The following is a 23433-nucleotide window of genomic DNA, read 5'->3' as shown; positions in this document are numbered from 1 at the left end:
TCCTCCCCAACGGATTCTTTACTCTATTGACCTTATAGTAGCTTTATAGTTTTAAATGGTACCACAACATTGTTCAAGTGGAGTCGTATCATGAGCAAATCCTGTGGTGGCGCCTGTGGCGGTGATGCAACGTCCGCAGCGGATACCGATATACAGGCCTCCTCCGAGGCGCCAGGGAGATGGGTCAGTGTTTATGCCGTGCCGAAGATGGACTGTCCATCAGAAGAACGAATGATTCGCCTAGCCCTGAACGGCTTTGAGGAGATTCGGGCGCTGTCCTTCGACTTGTCGAACCGCCGGCTGAAGGTCGTGCATGACGGCGAGGTCGAGCCCGTCACCTCGAAACTGAAGACCTTGGGGCTAGGCGCCTCGCTTCAGGAAACCGTCGCTGCAAATCCGGAGACCATCAAGGCCGCCGAGTTTTCGGCAGCTTCTGCTAAGCAAGAATCCGGGACCCTGCGCTGGTTGCTCGGCATCAATGCACTTCTGTTAGTGGTGGAAATGACTGCCGGTCTGATCGCCCGGTCCACCGGCCTGATTGGAGAATCCCTGGACAATTTTGCCGATGCGGCGGTGTACGGGCTTGCCCTTTATGCGGTTGGACATAGCGTGAAAATGCAGGTACGTGCCGCGCATCTTGCTGGTGTACTGCAACTGATCTTGGCTGTGGGCGTGCTCGTAGAGGTGGTGAGACGCTTTGTATTCGGTAGTGAGCCTGAATCGCTGGTGATGATGGCTATCGCATTCGTCGCATTGATTGCCAATACCAGTTGTCTGCTGCTCATATCCAAACATCGGGAAGGCGGGGCGCACATGAAGGCAAGCTGGATATTCTCGGCCAACGACGTGGTGATCAACCTGGGGGTCATCACCGCCGGCGCCCTGGTCGCGTGGACCGGTTCCAATTATCCGGATCTGATTATCGGCACCATCGCGGGGGGCATTGTACTTAACGGTGCCAGACGCATTTTGGCGTTGAAGGGTTAAATAATGCTCATTATTGGCAAAAAGCTCTCGCCGTATGCCCTATTGTCCATATCGGGCCTGCTGGCAGCGTCTGATCAGGCTGTAAAGTGGCTGGTGCAGCAATCAATGGCCTATGGCGAGTATGTTTCGGTGACCCCGTTCTTTAACTGGGTGCACCTATGGAACACCGGTGCCGCATTCAGTCTTTTTGCGAATGGTGGAGGCTGGCAGCGCTACTTTTTTATCGGAATCGCGGTAGTGGTCTCGATTTTTCTGATCAAGCTGATCCTTGAAAATCGTCATAAAGGAGAAGCCATCGCTTACAGTCTTATCCTCGGTGGCGCCATGGGCAACCTGATTGACCGGGTCTTTCGCGGCTATGTTGTGGATTCCTTTGATTTCTATTGGCGAGACTGGCATTGGCCGGCCTTCAACCTGGCTGATATTGCAATTGTCCTCGGTGCCTTACTTTTCGTTTCCAGCAGCTTGTTGGGTAAAAAAGCAAACACCAATGCCGAGTCGGATGGATCTGACTGACACCTACGCCTATACAACACCATGACCGAACTTCCCGACAACATCCTTCACCTGCCGCAATACCAAGTACTGGGCTGCAAATCAACCGACGACGAAATGCACTTCCAGGTGGACGTGCCCGATCCCATCGCCTGCGAGGAATGCGGCGTGCAGGGTGAGTTCGTACGGTTCGGCAAGCGTGACGTTCCCTATCGTGATCTGCCCATCCACGGCAAGCGGGTCACTCTCTGGGTGGTCCGCCGCCGATACACCTGCCGGGCCTGCAAGACAACATTCAGGCCCCAGCTACCGGAGATGGTGGACGGATTCCGTATGACACTGCGGCTGCATGAGTACGTGGAGAAGGAATCCTTCAACCACCCCTACACCTTTGTGGCGGCACAGACCGGCCTGGACGAGAAGACGGTGCGCGACATCTTCAACGCCCGCGCCGAGTTCCTGGGGCGCTGGCACCGCTTCGAGACGCCCCGCATCCTGGGCATTGACGAGCTATACCTGAACAAGCGCTACCGCTGCATTCTGACCAACATTGAGGAGCGAACCCTGCTCGACCTGCTGGCCACCCGCCGCCAGGACGTGGTGACCAACTACCTGATGAAGCTGAAAGACCGGCAGAAGGTCGAGATCGTCAGCATGGACATGTGGAACCCCTACCGGGCAGCGGTCAAGGCTGTGCTGCCCCAGGCCCGTATCGTGGTCGATAAGTCCCATGTGGTGCGCATGGCCAACGATGCCCTAGAGAGAGTGCGCAAGGGCCTCAGAAAGGAGCTGAAACCGTCCCAGAGCCGGACTCTCAAGGGAGACCGGAAAATCCTGCTGAAACGCGCTCACGAAGTCTCAGACCGGGAGCGCCTCATCATGGAGACCTGGACAGGCGCGTTCCCGCAACTGCTGGCCGCCTACGAGCACAAGGAGCGCTTCTACGGCATCTGGGACGCCACCACACGGCTCCAGGCAGAAGCCGCCCTGGACGAGTGGATAGCCACCATCCCGAAGGGCCAAAAGGAAGTCTGGAGCGATCTGGTCAGGGCAGTGGGAAACTGGCGCGAAGAGACCATGACCTACTTCGAGACGGACATGCCCGTCACCAACGCTTACACGGAGTCCATCAACCGACTGGCCAAGGACAAGAACCGTGAAGGGCGCGGTTACTCCTTCGAGGTGATGCGGGCACGAATGCTCTACACCACGAAGCACAAGAAGAAGGCACCGACTGCGAAGGTCTCTCCTTTCTACAAGAAAACCATCGGTTACGGACTGCCGGACTTCGCAGAGGAACTCAACTACGGAGTCGATCTATCAACCATCTGAGGGTGGTATCAGATTGATGGGGTGAAGGTGCCCCATCAACCATTAAATCCGTATACCCCGGTATTTTTTCAATACGTTCGCCGCGCGCACCCGCGCGTAGCCATAGCAACGGCGCAATGCGAACAAAGGCCAAGTTGTGGCTAACCGACTTCTCAGCTTCGTAGGTCAGAGTGAAAAACTCGGCATTTTCCTCAAAACCGTCAGACATTGGGAACTCGTCTGTAAACCTATAATTGCCCTTAATCGGTTGTTCATTCGGCGTTTTGCCTGTGATAGCAGCTTGTACACGTGGTTTGGTGATATAATCACAGATCCCCCACTTTTCCCAATCAGGATCTCCAGGCCTTAAGCCCTGTTCGCGCAATTTTTTCTGTTCGTCGGCAGCGACTTCGTTGTTAGTGACGGAGATGCACTGGCGACGACCACCACCTCCGCCGCGACCGTGGCGGCGTCCGCACCCTGTTCGTGGTGATGTTTCTGGTGACAGCCTGCGTGGCGATGCTCTTCACTTTTGCAGCAGCCTGCATGGTGCTCACTGTGGCGGCTTTCGTGGTGATGTCCTTCACCCTTGCAGCAGCCTTCGTGTTGGTGCTCTGTATGTTTACAGCAACCTTCATGATGGTTTTGCATCATCGTCTCCTGATGTTATTTAGATATATCTAATTCATATCTAAAGTTTATCGACTTGCAAGTCTATAAAATAATTTTTGTTTAATTTGATGATTATTAATGGTTTTTATGGGTTGCTGATAGCTGTTTAATCTCAAGCTGACTATATCAAAAAAGTGCTTGCAATCTTTTTGATTAGCAATCATTATCATTTAAAAATAAATTTAGATATATCGTATTATCTTCACGAAGGCGAAAAAATGACAAAAAACACCTCACGCTACCCACAGCGCGTGCGTAACGAACTACGTTTTCGCGAATTAACCGTGCTGCGCGTTGAGCGTATCGGCCAGGCGTTCCAGCGGATCGTGCTGGGGGGCGAGGCGCTGGATGGCTTTGTTTCACAAGGTTTTGACGACCACACCAAACTGTTTTTCCCGCAGGCGGGCAGCGTATTTACGCCGCCGGAAGTGACCGACGAAGGCATTAACTGGGGCGAGGGCGTGCGCCCGGCTCGCTGGTGGTGCCGGAAGATTACGCCTGGCAGCTTTATGTCTGTGACGAGTCGGGCATGCCGGCGCTGCGCCGTCGCCTGCTGGGATTACGTCAGCTGCCGGTGACGCCGCAGGTGACGGCCATCGTCACCGTCGCGGATGCTTCGTATAAAGATTATCTGGCGGATCTCGACGGCTTTAATATCGAATGGGTGGTAGGCCACAACCCGGCGTTCGTCGCCGAGCGGCTGGCTCAGGTCAAGGTGCCGTCAGAAGATTATTTTATCTGGCTGACCGGAGAAGGCGGCGTGGTGAAATCGCTGCTGGCGCGCTTTGAGGAGCCGAGTATCGATCAGCAACTGGTGCGTTCGCAGGCGTACTGGCATAGCAAATAATCGGCAGTGTGGTAAACCCGGATGGCGGCGCGTTGCGCCTTCTCCGGGCTACCTTTCAATGGTGTTATGTCGCCCCGGTAAGCGCAGCGCCACCGGGTGAGGCTTAGCGTTCCGCCAGCGCCTTAAACACCATCGCCACCGCGTGGGCGCCGGGGTCCATATTGCCGAGCAGGCTCTCGCTATTGAGATAGGAGGCGCGTCCGGCGCCGGCTTTGCTCGACTGGCAGGTGCGATCCGCGCCGGCCTGCGCCGCGGCGAAAGCGGCCTGCAGATTATCCGGTTCGGCCAGCAGCGCCGCCAGCGCCGGCTGTAGAGCGTCAATCATCGTCCGGTCGCCCTCATCGGCGCCGCCGTAAAATTTCATCTGCCCCAGACCGGCGTTCAGCGCTTCCGCCATGCTGGCGCCTTGCTCCAGCTTCTGCCCGGCGGCGGTGAAGAAAATCGACATCAATACGCCGCTGGAGCCGCCCATCACCACCGTCAGGCGTTCGCCAATTAGCGCGAACAGCGTGGGTAAATCATTGAGCGGCAGTTGCTGGCGTTGCAATAGAGCGGCAATCGCACGCGCGCCAGCGGCGAAAGTGGAGCCGGTATCGCCGTCGCCCACTTTGGCGTCAAGCGCGTTGAGATGGGTTTCGAGGCCGGAGAGGGTGCTGGTCACCTGCGCCACGTAATCGCCCACCTGCGGGTTGGCCGATGGCGTAAAGGCGACGCGTGCGCTGGCGAGCGCGGACGGCATGATATTAACAGCCCGCGGCTGCACCGGCTTCTGCCAACTGGCGGTTTCGACATCCGACAGCAGCGCCTTTTCAATGCTCTCTTCCAGCACGATAGTGGTCAGCGAGAAGCCTTTCATATCCAGCGCCGTTACCAGCGAAGCCGGGCCAATCAACCAGTCAACGCGCGCATGGAGTGGGGTGTTGGCCAGCTCGCGGGTCAGAATCGCCATCTCGGCCACCGACACGCCGCCGAGATTATTGAGCATCACCGCCAGGCGGCCGGTTTCAGGTAGGGCGGCGGTCAGCTTCTCTACCATAATCTGCATGATTTCCGCGCTGTTATGGGTCGCGATCGTCGAGGCTCCCGGTTCGCCGTGGATGCCCATCCCCAGCTCGGCGTGGCCGGGCTGATGGCGCGGCGCGCTTTCCGCTTCCTGCGGCAGATGACAGCTGGAAAGCGCAACACCCAGGCTGAAGGTGTTGTTGGCTGCGTACTGCGCTTCACGCAGGACGGTGGCGAGGTTGAAGCCGCGCTCGGCGAAATAGCCCGCCACCTTATGCACAAGAATAGTCCCGGCGATACCGCGCGGCTGTTTGTTATCCGGCAGCGAAATATCGTCGCCGACGATCAGCATCTCTACGTTATAGCCAAGACGGCGTGCTTTCTCCGCCGCGAGGCCGAAGTTAAGCCGATCGCCGGTGTAGTTTTTAACGATCAGCAGACAGCCCGCCTCGCCGGTCACCGCCTGAATCGCGGTGAGTACCGCATCGACGCTCGGCGAGGCGAACAGATCGCCGCAGACCGCGGCGGTCAGCATGCCTTTACCAATAAAGCCGACGTGCGCCGGTTCATGGCCGGAGCCGCCGCCGGAAATCACCGCCACGTTGTTTTTATTCAGATCGCGGCGTACCACTACACGGATCGCCGGGTCGCTCTCCAGGCGGGCGAGGTTGTTCCACGGGCTGGCAATAATGGTTCCCTCGATCACGTCGTTAACGAGGCTGGCGCGCTGGTTAAAAAAGAATTGAGACATAGTGGTTCCTGATCAGTAAGCGAAAACTCACCCTCCGGAGGCGGGCCCCCGGAGTGGTAACGGTCAAAGTGGATTTAGCGACGAATAAGACGTTGCAGACGCATATCGAGCGTGATGGCTTCGCCAGGCTGAATATCATTCAGCGCTTCGCCCTGCTGGCATAGCCAGGCGATCCCCGCCGCGCGGGCGATAATCGCGCCGTGGGACTGTTCGCTGCCGTCGCGCAGGCACAGGCCGGTGACCTTGCTGGCATCCAGTTGGAGTACAGTCGAGGGATAAATATTGTCGGCGATAATAATCGTCGGCTCACTGGCGAATGGCAGCGTCTCCTTAATACCCTGCAGATGGCGCAGCGTGCGCTGCAGAATATCGTCGACATCGATATAACGGGCCTGCAGATAGGCGTCATCCAGCTGACGATACTGCTGGCTGAGCTCCATCAGCACTTGATGCCACGCCCATTCCGCCGAGCACTGTTCGGTGAGCAGGCGATCGTTGGCGGCATCAAACAGATCTTCATCGTCGAGCAAGGTGTGATGACCGGCGAAGATCGCCGCGATATCGGCGTTAAATTTGTGTTCCGCCAGCTCGGTGAGCGCATTGAGATCGGCCAGCGTCTGGTCGATCGCCTGGCGCAGGCGCTGCTGCTCGCGGGCGATGTCGGCGGCGGCGGGGAGCGCCGGTTGGATCGGCGCCAGCGGATAAAGCATCGCGGCGCCTTCAACACGCGCAGGTATGGCGGGTTCCGCTGTCGGCTGCGCCTCCGGTGACTCGCCGAAGTTATCGGCGGCCAGCGCCTGAAACGCCGCCAGCGCCGCATCGGCGTCCGGACCGCGGGCCAGCAGGCGCAGCTTATCGTGGCGGCGCACCTGTAGCAGAGCGATTTGATTCAGACTGTCCGGGGTGACGCATTTGCCGTTTTTCTCCAGCACCAGGTCGGCGTTAAAACCCGCCAGCGCGGCGACCAGCTTTGATGCCGGACGCACGTGCAGGCCGTTGTGATTGTTAATAATGACTGAAACCGATTTAGCATCGCCGTCGTCAGCAAGCGTTGGGGCGGCGGCGTCAGGCGTGTGCGAAGGTAAACCCAGCTGAACCCGCTTGGCTTCCAGGGCGTTCATGGCATCGGCGATAACTTTGTCGATCCCGGCGCCGGAGGCGGCGCTGACGGTGGCCGCCAGCGTCCCTTCGACCAGCGGCGCGGCGCACAGCCGCACCTTTGCCGCCATCGCCGGATCGAGCAGATCGAGGGCGGTTTCGGCGCTGAGCAGGGCGCTGCCGATATCCATCATCACCAGAACATGGTCGGTATCGGCGACGGATTCGATCGCCTCCATGACTTTAATCGGATCGGTGCCGATCGGGCTGTCGGGATCGTCGATCCCGGCGGCGATCGCCAGCTTACAGCCATCGTTCATTAACATCTGCCGGGCCAGTTCTCCGACACCTTCGCCCAGCCGGGCGCTATGAGAAACAATAACCAGGTTTACCATCGCGATTTCCTTACTCTTTGGCGGCGGCAGCCAGCATCTGAACCATAAACAGCACCGAGGTCGCGCCGGGATCCTGATGCCCGATGCTGCGCTCGCCGAGATAGCTGGCGCGGCCTTTACGCGCCTGCATGGTGATGGTGGCGTGGGCGGCGCGCTCGGCCACTTCGCAGGCGGCATCCAGCGCGGCAGGGATAGACAGATGTTGCTCGCTGGAATGACGCAGGGATTCCACCACCGGCAGCCAGACGTCGCACATCGTCTTATCGCCCGGCTCCGCTTTACCACGGTTGACGACGCCGTCCGCGCCTTCGCGGATCATCTGATAAAGCTCGTCGAGGGTCAGGCTCTGATGCGCCTGGGTGACCTGGGCGGCGCGGATAAAGAAGGTGCCGAACAGCGGGCCGCTGGCGCCGCCGACGTTGGAAAGCAGCGTCATCCCGGTATTCTTGAGAATAAAACCGATGTCTTTATCGGCGATCGACGGCAGCTTTTCGACCACTTTGCTGAAGCCGCGATGCATATTGAGGCCGTGGTCGGCGTCGCCGATCTCTTTATCAAGGCCGGTGAGAAAATCGCTCTGTTTGGTGAAAATGTCGCCACAGCGGTACAGCCAGTCGACGATTTGCGTTCTGTTCAGTGACATGTCGTGCTCCTTATTTTCCCCAGTTCAGCGCTGGGGTATGGACCGGGGCGTCCCATAACGCCAGCGTGTCATCATCCGCTTTCAGCAGGGTGATGGAGAAACCCGCCATATCCAGCGAGGTGCAGTAGCTGCCGATGAGGTTGCGTTCAATCACAATGCCGGACGCTTCGCAGCGCTGGGCAAGGCGGTTGTAAACGCCGTACAGTTCGGAAAGCGGGGTGGCGCCGAGGTTATTGACCAGCGCGATAACCCGATCGCCGTTTTGCAGCGCGGTTTTGCTCTGTTTCACTTCCTGCCACGCTCCCTTGACGTTATCCCACTGGCGCAGCGTGCGGCTGTATGCGCCGTTTTCCAGCAGGGTATCGAACATCTCATCGACGGTTTGGTCGAGCGAGCTGAAGCGGCGGCGGTCGATACCCGGCTCGCCATGGATGCCGACGCCGAACTCCATCTCATCATCTTTCAGGGTAAAGGAGGGCTGTCCGGCGGCCGGTACGGTGCAGGCGCCCAGCGCGATGCCAATCGAGTGACCAAGGTTATTTAAACGGCGGCCCAGTTCAGCGCAGGCTTCCAGCGAGTCGCCGCGTTCGGCGGCGGCGCCGACCAGTTTTTCAATCAGCACGGTATTGGCGACGCCGCGGCGTCCGGCGGTATAGAGGCTGTCTTTTACCGCCACGTCGTCATCCACCACGACGGTGGTAACCTTAACGCCACTTTCGTGCAGCAGCTCGGTGGCGGTCTCAAAATTCAGGATGTCGCCGGTATAGTTTTTGATAATCAGCAGGACGCCTTCGCCGCCGTCAATCTGCATCGCGCATTCGAACATTTTGTCCGGCGTCGGCGAGGTGAAAATTTCCCCCGGACAGGCGCCGGAGAGCATGCCCTGGCCGATGTAGCCGCAGTGCATCGGTTCGTGTCCGCTGCCGCCGCCGGAGAGCAGCGCCACTTTGCCGGCGACCGGTGCATCAGCGCGGGTGACATAGACCGGGTCCTGGTGCAGCGTCAGTTCAGGATGCGCCTTCGCCAGGCCGATAAGCTGTTCACTCAGTACATCTTCCACACGGTTAATCAGTTTTTTCATTGTTTATGCTCCGTAGGGTAGGGGGAGGTCGCCTGTCTATAAGGGTAGCCCGGCGATGTAGTGATTCTGGCTGAGCGGGCGCAAAATAAAATGCCGTCAAAATTGATTCCATAACGGAACGTAGAAAAGAATTTTTGTTCCTTTATGGAACATTAATTGCCGATAAACAGGAGAAATGCGAGCCAGCGCTAATAATTTGTCCGTTTTTTTCTGCATGGAAGGTGCGAATAAGCAGGTCATTTCTTCCCAAGCTGACTCGCTGATTAAAATTTCGCGGATCTGGGCCGATTTTTTTCCCGCAAACACATCGAATCAGCCTATTTAGGCTATTTTTTCCACCATTTCTGGCGTTATTTCCGGTTTTTACTGAGATCTCTCCCACTGACGTATCATTTGGTCCACCCGAAACAGGTTGGCCAGGGTGAATAACATCGCCAGTTGGTTATCGTTTTTCAGCAGCCCCTTGTATCTGGCTTTCACGAAGCCGAACTGCCGCTTGATGATGCGAAACGGGTGCTCCACCTTGGCACGGATGCTGGCTTTCATGTATTCGATGTTGATGGCCGTTTTGTTCTTGCGCGGATGCTGCTTCAAGGTTTTTACCTTGCCGGGACGCTCGGCGATCAGCCAGTCCACATCCACCTCGGCCAGCTCCTCGCGCTGTGGCGCTCCTTGGTAGCCGGCATCGGCTGAGACAAATTGCTCCTCTCCATGAAGCAGATTACCCGGCTGATTGAGGTCATGCTCGTTGGCCGCGGTGGTGACTAGGCTGTGGGTCAGGCCACTCTTGGCATCGACACCAATGTGGGCCTTCATGCCAAAGTGCCACTGATTGCCTTTCTTGGTCTGATGCATCTCCGGATCGCGTTGCTGCTCTTTGTTCTTGGTCGAGCTGGGTGCCTCAATGATGGTGGCATCGACCAAGGTGCCTTGAGTCATCATGACGCCTGCTTCGGCCAGCCAGCGATTGATGGTCTTGAACAATTGGCGGGCCAGTTGATGCTGCTCCAGCAGGTGGCGGAAATTCATGATGGTGGTGCGGTCAGGCAAGGCGCTATCCAGGGATAATCGGGCAAACAGGCGCATGGAGGCGATTTCGTACAGGGCATCTTCCATGGCACCGTCGCTCAGGTTGTACCAATGCTGCATGCAGTGAATACGCAGCATGGTCTCCAGCGGATAGGGCCGTCGGCCATTGCCCGCCTTGGGATAAAACGGCTCGATGACAGCGGTCATATTCTGCCATGGCAAAATCTGCTCCATGCGGGAGAGGAAAATCTCTTTTCGGGTCTGACGGCGCTTAGTGCTGAATTCACTATCGGCGAAGGTGAGTTGATGGCTCATGATGTCCCTCTGGGATGCGCTCCGGATGAATATGATGATCTCATATCAGGAACTTGTTCGCACCTTCCCTTGGTAAATGCTTCGCTCCGAGCTTATGACAACTGCCCCGCAGCGAGTTTTTCACATTTCCTATCATCGTGTTTACCCAGTTGAATGCCGGATGATCCAGCCAGTCCAGGTTGCCCCTGGTGACAACACCCAGGTGCTCACAATTGGCCTCCTTGACCGCTTTGAAACAGGCCAATCCATCGGATATCACCGCGCTACCACTGGCAATATGCCGTTTTGCCCAATCAGCAACGGACTTGGTTTTGAAACCATCGACCACCGTCATCCGCATCTTGATTGGATGTCCTTCCTTGTTCAGGGCCACTGCTGCCACAAACGGCGTCTTGCCTGCCGCGCCCCGACCCCGTTTGCCACCACGGCGCTCGCCACCCCAGTAGACATCATCGAGCTGAATGATGCCGCTGATGGGCTGCTTGTCATCGGACTCTTTCATGGCTTGCAGCAGCTTGTGCTTGAGCATCCAGGCGGTGTCATATTTGACGCCCAACTGGCGCTTTAGCTCCATCGCTGACAAGCCTGTTTTGGTTTGTGACAACAGGTGCATTGCCAGAAACCACTTGGTCAGTGGGAGCTTGGTGTTTGCGAAAATCGTGTTTCCAGTCAATGACATCTGGTGACGGCAGTGATTGCATTGCCACACACGTGGCCGCCTTCTCAGGCGACAACAGGTCTTGTTGGCACATTCAGGGCAGACAAAGCCGTTAGGAAAACGCCAAGTGAACAGCGCGTTTTCGCACTGAGCCTCAGTGCCATAGTCCTTGAGAAACTCAAACAGGCTGTAGCCTTTCTGGAATTGGATTTTGCTTTTGGCCATGATCTCGCACCTCGATAACTGTACGTAAGATCAGTATAGTTCGTGGTAACTGACTGCTAATCATGGGTAATCAGGTAAAGTTATGTAAATGTAAATCGTTTAAACTTTGCAATTATTGTAAGTGCTAGTGATTATCATTTATTGTACGCGAGCCAAAGGAACGATCCCCCCGCTCGGTTCACTGTACGTTCCAATTACTCTGGGATATAAACGATGAATTCTCTGCCTCGCGCCGGACTGCGCCGTATCACATTTGCCTCTGTCCTGGTCTTCTCAGTTAGCCTACCGGCGTTCGCTCAGGAAACGTTAACGCTCTATACCACCCGTGAACCGGGTCTGATCCAGCCTTTGCTTGATAGCTGGACCAAAACCAGCGGCATCAAAGTCAGTACGGTCTATATCAAGGACGGTATGCTTGAGCGCGTTAAAGCTGAAGGTAAAAATTCACCTGCCGACCTGCTGATGACCGTCGATGCCGGTAACCTCATTGATTTAGTGGAAGCGGGTGTAACTCAGCCTGTAGAGTCAGAAGCACTAAAAACCGCTATTCCGGCTAATCTGCGCGGCGCAGATAATCAGTGGTTTGCGCTGTCGATGCGTGCCCGCGTGCTGTATGCCGAGAAGTCACTGCCAATCGATAACTGGCATTACGAACAACTCGCCAGCCCTGAGTACAAAGGTAAAGTCTGTATTCGTTCCGGACAGCACCCGTATAACACGGCGCTGATCGCCGCAATGATTGCTCATCACGGTGAAGCAAAGACCGAAGAATGGCTGCGCGGTGTGAAAGCTAACCTGGCGCGTAAAGCTACCGGTGGCGACCGCGATGTTGCTCGCGATATTCTCGGCCGAATTTGCGATATTGGTCTCGCCAACTCCTATTACGTCGGCCATATGAAAAACGCCAAAGAAGGCAGTGATGCACGTCAGTGGGGCGATGCGATTAAAGTCGTTAAACCCACCTTTGAAAATGGCGGTACACACGTCAACATCAGTGGCGCAGCTGTAGCCCGCTATGCGCCAAATAAAGCCGATGCCGTTAAGCTGATGGAATATCTGGTTTCCGCACCTGCCCAGCAGCAGTATGCGAAAGCGAACTTCGAATACCCGGTACTGAAAGGCGTGACGCTTGATCCGGTTATCAGCGCAACTATTGGTGAAATCAACGTCGATAAAACGCCGTTAACCGAAATCGTTAAATATCGTAAACAAGCTAGTCTGCTGGTAGATAAAGTTGGATTCGATCAATAAACCTCTGCAGTTTCCGACGTTACGCGGCCTGGTTTCCGGGCCGCAGTCATTATTAACGCCGCTACATCTTGGCGCACTGTGCGTAGCGCTTGGCGTTCTGACACCGATCATTGCGCTAATTTGGCAGGCTACCCAGGCCAATTTATCTCACTGGGATAATCTCCTGACGTATGTACTGCCTGCCGCACTAAAAAATACCGTGCTGTTATTAGCCGGTGTCGCGGTGATGGTCGGCGTGATTGGCGTAGGCAGCGCATGGGCGGTAACGGCATGGGATTTTCCTGGACGTAAAATTCTTAGCTGGGCGTTACTGTTGCCGCTGGCAATGCCAACCTACATTGTGGCCTTTGCGTGGCTCGATCTGCTGCATCCGATTGGCCCCCTGCAAACCTTTATCCGTTTTTTACTGGGCTTTGACAGCCCAAGACAGTTCCGGCTGCCAGATTTACGCTCACTTTCCGGCGCAATCATCCTGCTCGGATTAGTGCTTTACCCATACGTGTATCTGACAACCCGCGCTATGTTTATCAGCCAGCCCGCCCATTTACTGGAAGCCGCACGCACGCTGGGATGCAGCGCAACCGGAACCTTTTTTCGTGTTGCTTTGCCCATGGCCCGTCCGGCACTGGCCGTTGGGATCAGCCTGGCACTGCTGGAAACGCTCAACGATATTGGCGCATCGGAGTTTCTCGGGGTACAGACGTTAACCGTTACCGTGTACACCACATGGATCTCGCGTTCTGATTTATCTGCTGCGGCGCAAATTGCCTGCATGATGCTGATGTTTATATTCCTGATTCTGACACTGGAATTTTATGGTCGCAGAAAACAAGGATTCAGCAGCCGCAGCCTGCGGGAAATTCAACCTTCGCGCGTGCAGGGCTGGCGCGGTTGGCTGCTCGGTGGCGTTATTTCACTGCCGGTTGTACTGGGTTTTCTGGCACCGGTACTGTTTTTAATGTGGGAAAGCGCCAAACGCATAGGCGATGAGAACCCCCTTTCCTCTTCGTTACTGTCAGCATTGCAAAATACGCTATCGCTGGCAGCGGGAACCACGCTGGTGGTGGTTTGTGTCAGTATGCTGGTGGCCTGGAGCGCCCGCCATAGCGCCGCAGACAACGCCATGCCGGGATTTCGTCGCGGCGTGATGCGTCTGGCCTCTTTAGGCTATGCGGTTCCCGGCACAATTCTGGCGATTGGTTTTTTACCCCCCGCCATGGCTGTCGACCGCTGGCTGGCCGATTTACTGGATGTTCGCGGCCTGCCGCTGATGTCCGCAGGGATCCTGCTGGTAATTTGTTGTGCCATGCGATTCCAGGCGATTGCCATTGGCGCGCTGGATTCTGGTCTGGGCCGCATTCCACCTTCGCTGGAACAGGCGTCTCGTCTGTTGGGCGAGAATGGTGCGGGGACGTTTGCACGAGTCCATTTTCCCCTGCTGCGCCCGGCATTAGTCAGCAGTGCCCTGCTGGTTTTTGCTGATGCCATGAAAGAGCTGCCAACAACGTTGCTTTTGCGCCCGGTCAATTTTGAAACGCTGGCAACGTTACTGTATGCGGAAGCCGCACGTGGAACCTATGAAGAAGGTGCTATCGCCGCGCTAATGATTGTTTTAGCTGGCACGCTACCGGTTATTTTGTTGGTGCGTCACCAAATGACTCGCCGTGGTTAAGAGAGCAACAATGTCAGAAATTGCATTACGACTCCAGGATGTACACGTTGCTTATGGCAACAGCCAGCAATCGGTACTGAGCGGATTTTCAATGTCGGTACGTAAAGGTGAAATTGCCTGTCTGCTGGGTGCCTCAGGCTGCGGAAAAACCACGGTACTACGCGCAGTTGCCGGATTTGAACGCCTGCAAAACGGAGAGATCTATGTGTCACAGCGACGTGTTGCCGGTCCCGGCGTTCATCTGCCACCGGAAAAACGTCATGTCGGCATGGTCTTCCAGGAGTATGCGTTATTCCCCCATCTGACCGCGCAGCAAAATGTGGCCTTTGGATTGCGTCGCATGCCGCGTGAGGAACAACAGGCCAGAGTGACTGAGCTGTTGAAAATGGTGGAGTTACACAGCCATGCCAACCGCTATCCGCATGAGCTTTCCGGCGGGCAACAACAGCGTATCGCCCTTGCGCGCGCGTTGGCGCCACATCCGGAAATCCTGTTGCTGGATGAACCCTTCTCCAGCCTGGATAAGCGCACACGTGAGCGTCTTGGCAACGAGGTACGGGATATTTTGCGCGCCGCCGGGCAAACGGCGCTGTTGGTTACCCACAGTGAACACGAAGCCCAACTAATGGCTGACCATATTGGCGTGGTAAAAATGGGGCAGTATCAAATTAAAAAAGCGACCCATCCGACCTGAAGGTCAACAAAGTCGCCCTGAAAATTAATAATGCTTCTGTACCAGGCTGATGTTCACCGGCATACCGGAGCGCCTTTCCAGTGCCTGGCTCCCGCGGCTCACATCCACGTCATTCCCGCTGATAAAGGTGCGCAAAGCGGGAGTGACTGACAAAGGCACCTTTCTGTCAGACTCGTATTCCGAACGGTTTCGTGACAGCGGCTCATGTACTTCCACCCAGCGACTACCGTCCGGCTCTTCGCTGTATTTCACCGGTCGGTCAATTAATTGTACACGCGTCCCTACAGGCACCGTATCAAACAGGTGCTTGATGTCATCATTCCGCAAACGGATGCACCCCTGACTTACCCGCAAACCAATACCGAAATTGGCATTTGTCCCGTGAATGGCATAAAGCCTGCCAATATAAATTGCATACAGGCCCATCGGATTTTCTGGCCCGGCAGGAACAAAAGCCGGCAAGCTTTCACCGCGAGCGGCGTATTCACGTCGGGTATTTGGCGTCGGCGTCCAGCTTGGTGCTTCCTGCTTACGTTCGACCGCCGTCACCCAGTTACGCGGCGTTTCTCTACCCGCCTGACCAATGTCAATGGGTAAAACCTCAACCGTATTGCTGCCAGCAGGATAATAGTAAAGCCGCATCTCGGCGACGTTGATGACAATCCCCTCGCGCACGGTATCCGGAAGTATCAGTTGCTGCGGCACAACCAGCGTTGAACCCGATTTAGGCAGAAAAACATCGACGCCCGGATAGCCTCGAAACAGTGCAATGCTGTCCAGAATACGCGTGACCTGAACGCCTGAAATCCCAAAGGCAACAGTGACCGTCAGGCATTCCTTTGTGAAATCATCGACGCAGGTAAGACACTTGATCCTGCGACCGGTGGAAAGTGCGTCCATGACGAAATCCATCGACCAGGTCAGATTGGGCGCCGCCGGACGGAGCAGCGGCAGACGTTCTGTTGCCAGCCCTTTACGACGTCTTCTGCGTTTTACGCCCAGGCCACTGAGGTGATAAAGCCGGTACACGCGCTTATGATTAACATGAAGCCCTTCACGGCGCAGCAACTGGCAAATACGACGGTAGCCAAAACGCCTGCGCTCCAGTGCCAGCTCAGTGATGCGCCCTGATAAATGCGCATCAGCAGCCGGACGGTGAGCCTCATAGCGGCAGGTCGACAGGGATAAACCTGTAAGCCTGCAGGCACGACGTTGCGACAGACCGGTCGCATCACACATCAACATCACGGCTTCCCGCTTCTGGTCTGTCGTCAGTACTTTCGCCCAAGAGCCACCTGAAGCGCCTCTTTATCCAGCATGGCTTCGGCAAGCAGCTTCTTGAGTCTGGCGTTCTCTTCCTCAAGCGACTTCAGGCGCTTAACTTCAGGCACCTCCATACCGCCATACTTCTTACGCCAGATGTAAAACGTGGCATCGGAAATGGCATGCTTGCGGCAGAGTTCACGGGCGGGTACCCCAGCTTCGGCTTCGCGGAGAATACTGATGATCTGTTCGTCGGAAAAACGCTTCTTCATGGGGATGTCCTCATGTGGCTTATGAAGACATTACTAACATCGGGGTGTACTAATCAACGGGGAGCAGGTCAGACAGCCCGCCTCGCCGGTCACCGCCTGAATCGCGGTGAGTACCGCATCGACGCTCGGCGAGGCGAACAGATCGCCGCAGACCGCGGCGGTCAGCATGCCTTTACCAATAAAGCCGACGTGCGCCGGTTCATGGCCGGAGCCGCCGCCGGAAATCACCGCCACGTTGTTTTTATTCAGATCGCGGCGTACCACTACACGGATCGCCGGGTCGCTCTCCAGACGCGCCAGGTTATTCCACGGGCTGGTGATAATTGTACCGTCGATCACGTCGCTAACGAGATGGGGGCGTTGATTAAAAAAGAATTGAGACATAACGGCTCCTCGAGGTTGAGTGTAAGACAACCCCCCGAATGCATGTTCATGGTGCGGAGGCGATAGAGAGATTCTGGCGAAGTCAGCATGGAAAAAAACAACACGAAAATGAGTTTCATTACGAAACGTGATTGCTGTTTTTTGTTCCGAAATGAAACTTAATTAGGCGAGAAATCATCACAATGCGAACTCGCTCGACTTTTTCCTCCTGCGATCAGAGCAGGCCACACGGCGCAGTCAGTCTTTTTTGCGGGGCTTTACCCAGGATGGCGCGTAATTGGGGAAATTTATCATCGTGTTTGTCGGTAATTTCGCGGTAACGGAACGGATCGAGATCGCAAATCTCATTATTTTTGTGGTTAAGCGTTCCAATATGAAACGCATGTCATTTTTATCTGTTCCATATCAGAACAAAATGACGAAAGATTTTTTTGTACACGCCTCGCCATACAGTTATTACATCGCTCCGGTACGTCCGCTTTCGCCGTCAACATCAGGCTAAACGGGTTAACGCCAGGGCTCACCATGTAAAAACATGTACTTATTTGAGGATGAAAGGAATGCTAAAAGTTATTCAATCTCCAGCCAAATATCTCCAGGGTCCTGACGCTTCTACCTTATTTGGTCAATACGCTAAAAATCTGGCGGACAGCTTTTTCGTGATTGCGGACGACTTCGTCATGAAGCTGGCGGGAGAAAAGGTACTCAATGGCCTGCACAGCCATGACATTAGCTGCCACGCGGAACGCTTCAACGGTGAATGCAGCCATGTTGAAATTAATCGCCTGATTGCCATTCTGAAAAAACACGGTTGCCGCGGCGTGGTCGGGATCGGCGGTGGTAAAACCCTCGATACCGCGAAGGCGATCGGTTACTACCAGAAGCTGCCGGTGGTGGTGATCCCGACCATCGCCTCGACCGATGCGCCGACCAGCGCGCTGTCGGTGATCTACACCGAAGCGGGCGAGTTTGAAGAGTATCTGATCTATCCGAAAAACCCGGATATGGTGGTGATGGACACGGCGATTATCGCCAAAGCGCCGGTACGCCTGCTGGTCTCCGGCATGGGCGATGCGCTCTCCACCTGGTTCGAGGCCAAAGCTTGCTACGATGCGCGCGCCACCAGCATGGCCGGAGGACAGTCCACCGAGGCGGCGCTGAGCCTCGCCCGCCTGTGCTATGATACGCTGCTGGCGGAGGGCGAAAAGGCCCGTCTGGCGGCGCAGGCCGGGGTAGTGACCGAAGCGCTGGAGCGCATCATCGAGGCGAACACTTACCTCAGCGGCATTGGCTTTGAAAGCAGTGGCCTGGCCGCCGCCCATGCAATCCACAACGGTTTCACCATTCTTGAAGAGTGCCATCACCTGTATCACGGTGAGAAAGTGGCCTTCGGTACCCTGGCGCAGCTGGTGCTACAGAACAGCCCGATGGACGAGATTGAAACGGTGCTGGGCTTCTGCCAGCGCGTCGGCCTGCCGGTGACGCTCGCGCAGATGGGCGTCAAAGAGGGGATCGACGAGAAAATCGCCGCGGTGGCGAAAGCCACCTGCGCGGAAGGGGAAACCATCCACAATATGCCGTTTGCGGTGACCCCGGAGAGCGTCCATGCCGCTATCCTCACCGCCGATCTGTTAGGCCAGCAGTGGCTGGCGCGTTAATTCGCGGTGGCTAAACCGCTGGCCCAGGTCAGCGGTTTTTCTTTCTCCCCTCCGGCAGTCGCTGCCGGAGGGGTTCTCTATGGTACAACGCGGAAAAGGATATGACTGTTCAGACTCAGGATACCGGGAAGGCGGTCTCTTCCGTCATCGCCCAGTCATGGCACCGCTGCAGCAAGTTTATGCAGCGCGAAACCTGGCAAACGCCGCACCAGGCCCAGGGCCTGACCTTCGACTCCATCTGTCGGCGTAAAACCGCGCTGCTGACCATCGGTCAGGCGGCGCTGGAAGACGCCTGGGAGTTTATGGACGGTCGCCCCTGCGCGCTGTTTATTCTTGATGAGTCTGCCTGCATCCTCAGCCGTTGCGGCGAGCCGCAAACCCTGGCCCAGCTGGCTGCCCTGGGATTTCGCGACGGCAGCTATTGTGCTGAGAGCATTATCGGCACCTGCGCGCTGTCGCTGGCCGCGATGCAGGGCCAGCCGATCAACACCGCCGGCGATCGGCATTTTAAGCAGGCGCTACAGCCATGGAGTTTTTGCTCGACGCCGGTGTTTGATAACCACGGGCGGCTGTTCGGCTCTATTTCGCTTTGCTGTCTGGTCGAGCACCAGTCCAGCGCCGACCTCTCCCTGACGCTGGCCATCGCCCGCGAGGTGGGTAACTCCCTGCTCACCGACAGCCTGCTGGCGGAATCCAACCGTCACCTTAATCAGATGTACGGCCTGCTGGAGAGCATGGACGATGGGGTGATGGCGTGGAACGAACAGGGCGTGCTGCAGTTTCTCAATGTTCAGGCGGCGAGACTGCTGCATCTTGATGTTCAGGCCAGCCAGGGGAAAAATATCGCCGATCTGGTGACCCTCCCGGCGCTGCTGCGCCGCGCCATCAAACACGCCCGCGGCCTGAATCACGTCGAAGTCACCTTTGAAAGTCAGCATCAGTTTGTCGATGCGGTGATCACCTTAAAACCGATTGTCGAGGCGCAAGGCAACAGTTTTATTCTGCTGCTGCACCCGGTGGAGCAGATGCGGCAGCTGATGACCAGCCAGCTCGGTAAAGTGAGCCACACCTTTGAGCAGATGTCTGCCGACGATCCGGAAACCCGACGCCTGATCCACTTTGGCCGCCAGGCGGCGCGCGGTGGCTTCCCGGTGCTGCTGTGCGGCGAAGAGGGGGTTGGGAAAGAGCTGCTGAGCCAGGCTATCCACAATGAAAGCGAACGGGCGGGCGGCCCCTACATCGCCGTCAACTGCCAGCTATATGCCGACAGCGTGCTGGGCCAGGACTTTATGGGCAGCGCCCCTACCGACGATGAAAATGGTCGCCTGAGCCGCCTTGAGCTGGCCAACGGCGGCACCCTGTTTCTGGAAAAGATCGAGTATCTGGCGCCGGAGCTGCAGTCGGCCCTGCTGCAGGTGATTAAGCAGGGCGTGCTCACCCGCCTCGACGCCCGGCGCCTGATCCCGGTGGATGTGAAGGTGATTGCCACCACCACCGTCGATCTGGCCAATCTGGTGGAACAGAACCGCTTTAGCCGCCAGCTGTACTATGCGCTGCACTCCTTTGAGATCGTCATCCCGCCGCTGCGCGCCCGACGCAACAGTATTCCGTCGCTGGTGCATAACCGGTTGAAGAGCCTGGAGAAGCGTTTCTCTTCGCGACTGAAAGTGGACGATGACGCGCTGGCGCAGCTGGTGGCCTACTCATGGCCGGGGAATGATTTTGAGCTCAACAGCGTCATTGAGAATATCGCCATCAGCAGCGACAACGGCCACATTCGCCTGAGTAATCTGCCGGAATATCTCTTTTCCGAGCGGCCGGGCGGGGATAGCGCGTCATCGCTGCTGCCGGCCAGCCTGACCTTTAGCGCCATCGAAAAGGAAGCTATTATTCACGCCGCCCGGGTGACCAGCGGGCGGGTGCAGGAGATGTCGCAGCTGCTCAATATCGGCCGCACCACCCTGTGGCGCAAAATGAAGCAGTACGATATTGACGCCAGCCAATTCAAGCGCAAGCATCAGGCCTAGTCTCCTCGATACGCGCCATGGAGAACAGGGCATCCGACAGGCGATTGCTGTAGCGTTTGAGCGCGTCGCGCAGCGGATGCGCGCGGTCCATGGCCGTCAGCAGGCGTTCGAGCCGACGGGACTGGGTGCGCGCCACGTGCAGCTGGGCAGAGGCGAGATTCCTCCCCGGGATCACGAACTGTTTTAACGGGCCGCTCTCGGCCATATTGCGGTCGATAAGCCGCTCCAGGGCGGTGATCTCCTCTTCGCCGACCGTCTGGCTCAGGCGGGTCAGGCCCCGCGCATCGCTGGCCAGTTCAGCCCCCAGCACGAACAGCGTCTGCTGAATATGGTGCAGGCTTTCCCGGAGCCCGGCGTCGCGGGTCGTGGCGTAGCAGACGCCCAGTTGGGATATCAGTTCATCGACGGTGCCGTAGGCCTCGACGCGAATATGGTCTTTCTCGATGCGGCTGCCGCCGTACAGGGCGGTGGTGCCTTTATCCCCGGTGCGGGTATAGATACGATACATTCAGTTTCTCTCACTTAACGGCAGGACTTTAACCAGCTGCCCGGCGTTGGCGCCGAGCGTACGCAGATGATCGTCGCTATCGGTGACGTGTCCGGTAGCCAGCGGCGCGTCCGCCGGCAGCTGGGCATGAGTGAGGGCTATCTCGCCGGACGCGCTGAGCCCGATACCCACCCGCAGGGGCGAGCTTCTGGCCGCCAGGGCGCCCAGCGCAGCGGCGTCACCGCCTCCGTCATAGGTTATGGTCTGGCAGGGGACCCCCTGCTCCTCCAGCCCCCAGCACAGCTCATTGATGGCGCCGGCATGGTGCCCGCGCGGATCGTAAAACAGGCGTACGCCTGGCGGTGAAAGCGACATGACGGTCCCCTCGTTAACACTCAGAATGCCTGGCGGAAAATCGCGGCAATCTCCTGCTCGTTGCCTTTACGCGGGTTCGAGAACGCATTGCCGTCTTTCAGAGCCATCTCCGCCATGTAGGGGAAGTCGGCCTCTTTTACTCCCAGATCGCGCAGATGCTGCGGAATACCGATATCCATCGACAGACGCGTGATAGCGGCGATGGCTTTTTCCGCCGCGTCGAGAGTGGACAGTCCGGTGATATTTTCGCCCATCAGTTCAGCGATATCGGCGAATTTCTCCGGGTTGGCGATCAGGTTGTAGCGGGCCACATGCGGCAGCAGGACAGCGTTGGCCACGCCGTGCGGCATGTCGTACAGGCCGCCCAGCTGGTGCGCCATGGCGTGCACGTAGCCGAGGTTGGCGTTATTGAAAGCCATCCCGGCCAGCAGAGAAGCATAGGCCATGTTTTCCCGCGCCTGCAGATTGCTGCCGAGGGCCACGGCCTGGCGCAGGTTGCGGGCGATGAGGCGGATCGCCTGCATGGCGGCGGCGTCCGTCACCGGGTTAGCGTCTTTGGAGATATAGGCCTCTACGGCGTGGGTCAGGGCATCCATCCCAGTCGCCGCGGTCAGGGCGGCCGGTTTACCGATCATCAGCAGCGGATCGTTGATAGAGACCGACGGCAGGTTGCGCCAGCTGACGATCACAAACTTCACTTTGGTTTCGGTGTTGGTCAGGACGCAGTGGCGGGTGACCTCGCTGGCGGTGCCGGCGGTGGTATTGACCGCGACGATAGGTGGCAGCGGGTTGGTCAGGGTCTCGATTCCGGCATACTGGTACAGATCGCCCTCATGGGTGGCGGCGATGCCGATGCCTTTGCCGCAATCGTGCGGGCTGCCGCCGCCCACGGTGACGATGATGTCGCACTGTTCGCGGCGAAACACGGCGAGGCCGTCGCGCACGTTGGTGTCTTTCGGGTTCGGCTCGACGCCGTCAAAGATCGCCACCTCGATCCCGGCCTCCCGCAGATAATGCAGGGTTTTGTCCACCGCTCCATCTTTAATTGCCCGCAGGCCTTTGTCGGTGACCAGCAGGGCTTTTTTCCCCCCCAGCAGCTGGCAGCGTTCGCCGACTACGGAAATGGCGTTGGGGCCAAAAAAGTTAACGTTTGGCACCAGATAATCAAACATACGATAGCTCATAATATACCTTCTCGCTTCAGGTTATAATGCGGAAAAACAATCCAGGGCGCACTGGGCTAATAATTGATCCTGCTCGACCGTACCGCCGCTAACGCCGACGGCGCCAATTACCTGCTCATTAAAAATAACTGGCAGGCCGCCGCCAAAAATAATAATTCGCTGTTGGTTGGTAAGCTGCAGACCGTACAGAGATTGTCCTGGCTGGACCGCTGGCGTAATTTCATGGGTACCTTGCTTCAGGCTGCAGGCGCTCCAGGCTTTATTCAGGGAAATATCGCAGCTGGAGACGAAGGCCTCGTCCATCCGCTGGATAAGCAGCGTGTTGCCTCCGCGGTCAACTACGGAAAACACCACCGCCACGTTGATCTCAGTGGCTTTTTTTTCCACCGCCGCCGCCATTTGCTGGGCGGCGGCCAGGGTGATTGTCTGAACTTGTTGGCTCTTGTTCATCATTCTCTCCCGCACCAGGATAACGCTGGCGCGAATAGTCAGTAGGGGGCGATAGTAAAAAACTATTACCATTCGGTTGGCTTGCTTTATTTTTGTCAGCGTTATTTTGTCGCCCGCCATGATTTAGTCAATAGGGTTAAAATAGCGTCGGCAAAACGTAATTAAGGGCGTTTTTTATTAATTGATTTATATCATTGCGGGCGATCA

19 protein-coding genes and 6 pseudogenes are annotated in these 23433 nt (G+C 56.8%); 10 read left to right on the top strand and 15 right to left on the bottom strand.

Annotated features, from left to right (window positions below):
• The first annotated feature begins 90 nt into the window (after window positions 1-90).
• Genes GBC03_27510 through GBC03_27500 form a run of 3 tightly spaced genes read left to right on the top strand, consistent with a single transcriptional unit; the run spans window position 91 to window position 2814 of the window.
• Window positions 91-987 carry a sodium:proton antiporter gene (locus GBC03_27510; GenBank protein ID QFS73693.1) on the top strand — a complete coding sequence of 299 codons (897 nt, stop codon included), beginning with the start codon at window positions 91-93 and terminating at the stop codon, window positions 985-987.
• Between the two features lie 3 nt (window positions 988-990).
• A complete protein-coding gene (locus tag GBC03_27505) occupies window positions 991-1503 on the top strand; it encodes a signal peptidase II (GenBank protein QFS73692.1) in 513 nt (170 codons plus the stop codon).
• 21 nt (window positions 1504-1524) lie between these two features.
• Window positions 1525-2814 (top strand): ISL3-like element ISPpu12 family transposase, encoded by a 1290-nt coding sequence (locus tag GBC03_27500; protein ID QFS73691.1) that lies wholly within the window; start codon window positions 1525-1527, stop codon window positions 2812-2814.
• Here GBC03_27500 and GBC03_27495 read toward each other — a convergent pair.
• Together GBC03_27495 and GBC03_27490 are read right to left on the bottom strand one after the other, a co-directional pair.
• Window positions 2783-2872 (bottom strand): annotated as a pseudogene (locus GBC03_27495) (peptidase M23). The gene GBC03_27500 and the pseudogene GBC03_27495 overlap by 32 nt on opposite strands.
• Window positions 2873-3241 (bottom strand): annotated as a pseudogene (locus GBC03_27490) (site-specific DNA-methyltransferase).
• Between the two features lie 442 nt (window positions 3242-3683).
• On the opposite strand from GBC03_27490, the pseudogene GBC03_27485 reads away from it, so the two are divergent.
• Window positions 3684-4312, top strand: a pseudogene (locus tag GBC03_27485) (siderophore-interacting protein).
• A 103-nt stretch (window positions 4313-4415) separates the two neighbouring features.
• Here the strand turns inward: GBC03_27485 and GBC03_27480 are convergent.
• From GBC03_27480 to GBC03_27450, 7 genes and pseudogenes are all read right to left on the bottom strand, one after another.
• Entirely contained in the window at window positions 4416-6065 is a 1650-nt protein-coding gene (locus tag GBC03_27480) for a glycerone kinase (GenBank protein QFS73690.1), read from the bottom strand.
• A gap of 74 nt (window positions 6066-6139) precedes the next feature.
• Entirely contained in the window at window positions 6140-7558 is a 1419-nt protein-coding gene (gene dhaM, locus GBC03_27475) for a dihydroxyacetone kinase subunit DhaM (GenBank protein QFS73689.1), read from the bottom strand.
• A 10-nt stretch (window positions 7559-7568) separates the two neighbouring features.
• Complete coding sequence (gene dhaL / locus GBC03_27470) at window positions 7569-8201, bottom strand: dihydroxyacetone kinase ADP-binding subunit DhaL (protein ID QFS73688.1); 633 nt, start codon at window positions 8199-8201, stop codon at window positions 7569-7571.
• 10 nt (window positions 8202-8211) lie between these two features.
• A complete protein-coding gene (dhaK, locus tag GBC03_27465; protein QFS73687.1) occupies window positions 8212-9282 on the bottom strand; it encodes a dihydroxyacetone kinase subunit DhaK in 1071 nt (356 codons plus the stop codon).
• 96 nt (window positions 9283-9378) lie between these two features.
• Window positions 9379-9588, bottom strand: a complete 210-nt coding sequence (locus tag GBC03_27460; protein ID QFS73686.1) for a hypothetical protein — start codon at window positions 9586-9588, stop codon at window positions 9379-9381.
• 57 nt (window positions 9589-9645) lie between these two features.
• Window positions 9646-10626 carry an IS5-like element ISKpn26 family transposase gene (locus GBC03_27455; protein ID QFS73685.1) on the bottom strand — a complete coding sequence of 327 codons (981 nt, stop codon included), beginning with the start codon at window positions 10624-10626 and terminating at the stop codon, window positions 9646-9648.
• 67 nt (window positions 10627-10693) lie between these two features.
• Window positions 10694-11509 (bottom strand): annotated as a pseudogene (locus GBC03_27450) (IS1595 family transposase).
• A gap of 213 nt (window positions 11510-11722) precedes the next feature.
• Between GBC03_27450 and GBC03_27445 the strand changes: the two are divergent.
• Genes GBC03_27445 through GBC03_27435 form a run of 3 tightly spaced genes read left to right on the top strand, consistent with a single transcriptional unit; the run spans window position 11723 to window position 15126 of the window.
• Window positions 11723-12760 carry an extracellular solute-binding protein gene (locus tag GBC03_27445; GenBank protein QFS73684.1) on the top strand — a complete coding sequence of 346 codons (1038 nt, stop codon included), beginning with the start codon at window positions 11723-11725 and terminating at the stop codon, window positions 12758-12760.
• Window positions 12744-14432, top strand: a complete 1689-nt coding sequence (locus GBC03_27440) for an ABC transporter permease subunit (protein ID QFS73683.1) — start codon at window positions 12744-12746, stop codon at window positions 14430-14432. Before GBC03_27445 ends, GBC03_27440 begins: the two co-directional genes overlap by 17 nt.
• Window positions 14433-14442: 10 nt before the next feature.
• Window positions 14443-15126 (top strand): ATP-binding cassette domain-containing protein, encoded by a 684-nt coding sequence (locus GBC03_27435; GenBank protein ID QFS73682.1) that lies wholly within the window; start codon window positions 14443-14445, stop codon window positions 15124-15126.
• A gap of 24 nt (window positions 15127-15150) precedes the next feature.
• Here GBC03_27435 and GBC03_27430 read toward each other — a convergent pair.
• Window positions 15151-16661, bottom strand: a pseudogene (locus GBC03_27430) (IS3 family transposase).
• A gap of 69 nt (window positions 16662-16730) precedes the next feature.
• Window positions 16731-17045, bottom strand: a pseudogene (locus tag GBC03_27425) (dihydroxyacetone kinase).
• A gap of 277 nt (window positions 17046-17322) precedes the next feature.
• On the opposite strand from GBC03_27425, the gene GBC03_27420 reads away from it, so the two are divergent.
• The 3 genes from GBC03_27420 to dhaR all read left to right on the top strand — a co-directional run bounded on the left by GBC03_27420 (window position 17323) and on the right by dhaR (window position 20730).
• Window positions 17323-17547: a hypothetical protein gene (locus tag GBC03_27420; protein QFS73681.1), complete on the top strand. Its 225-nt coding sequence runs from the start codon at window positions 17323-17325 to the stop codon at window positions 17545-17547.
• Window positions 17548-17605: 58 nt separating this feature from the next.
• Complete coding sequence (locus GBC03_27415; GenBank protein QFS73680.1) at window positions 17606-18703, top strand: iron-containing alcohol dehydrogenase; 1098 nt, start codon at window positions 17606-17608, stop codon at window positions 18701-18703.
• A gap of 101 nt (window positions 18704-18804) precedes the next feature.
• Complete coding sequence (gene dhaR / locus GBC03_27410; protein ID QFS73679.1) at window positions 18805-20730, top strand: PTS-dependent dihydroxyacetone kinase operon transcriptional regulator DhaR; 1926 nt, start codon at window positions 18805-18807, stop codon at window positions 20728-20730.
• Here the strand turns inward: dhaR and GBC03_27405 are convergent.
• The 4 genes from GBC03_27405 to GBC03_27390 are packed head-to-tail and all read right to left on the bottom strand — an operon-like array spanning window position 20708 to window position 23226.
• Window positions 20708-21238, bottom strand: coding sequence for a cob(I)yrinic acid a,c-diamide adenosyltransferase (locus GBC03_27405; GenBank protein QFS73678.1), 531 nt, complete (start codon window positions 21236-21238; stop codon window positions 20708-20710). The two genes, dhaR and GBC03_27405, sit on opposite strands and share 23 nt — an antisense overlap.
• Window positions 21239-21592: a hypothetical protein gene (locus tag GBC03_27400; GenBank protein QFS73677.1), complete on the bottom strand. Its 354-nt coding sequence runs from the start codon at window positions 21590-21592 to the stop codon at window positions 21239-21241. It abuts the gene before it with no gap.
• Between the two features lie 20 nt (window positions 21593-21612).
• Entirely contained in the window at window positions 21613-22776 is a 1164-nt protein-coding gene (locus GBC03_27395; protein QFS73676.1) for a 1,3-propanediol dehydrogenase, read from the bottom strand.
• A gap of 21 nt (window positions 22777-22797) precedes the next feature.
• On the bottom strand, window positions 22798-23226 hold the full coding sequence (locus GBC03_27390) for a heme-binding protein (GenBank protein QFS74146.1): 429 nt from the start codon (window positions 23224-23226) through the stop codon (window positions 22798-22800).
• Between the last annotated feature and the right edge of the window lie 207 nt (window positions 23227-23433).

Origin of the sequence: Citrobacter telavivensis (assembly GCA_009363175.1) — a bacterium.
Lineage (GTDB): Bacteria > Pseudomonadota > Gammaproteobacteria > Enterobacterales > Enterobacteriaceae > Citrobacter_A > Citrobacter_A telavivensis.
This window is presented reverse-complemented; position numbering and strand designations above follow the sequence as displayed.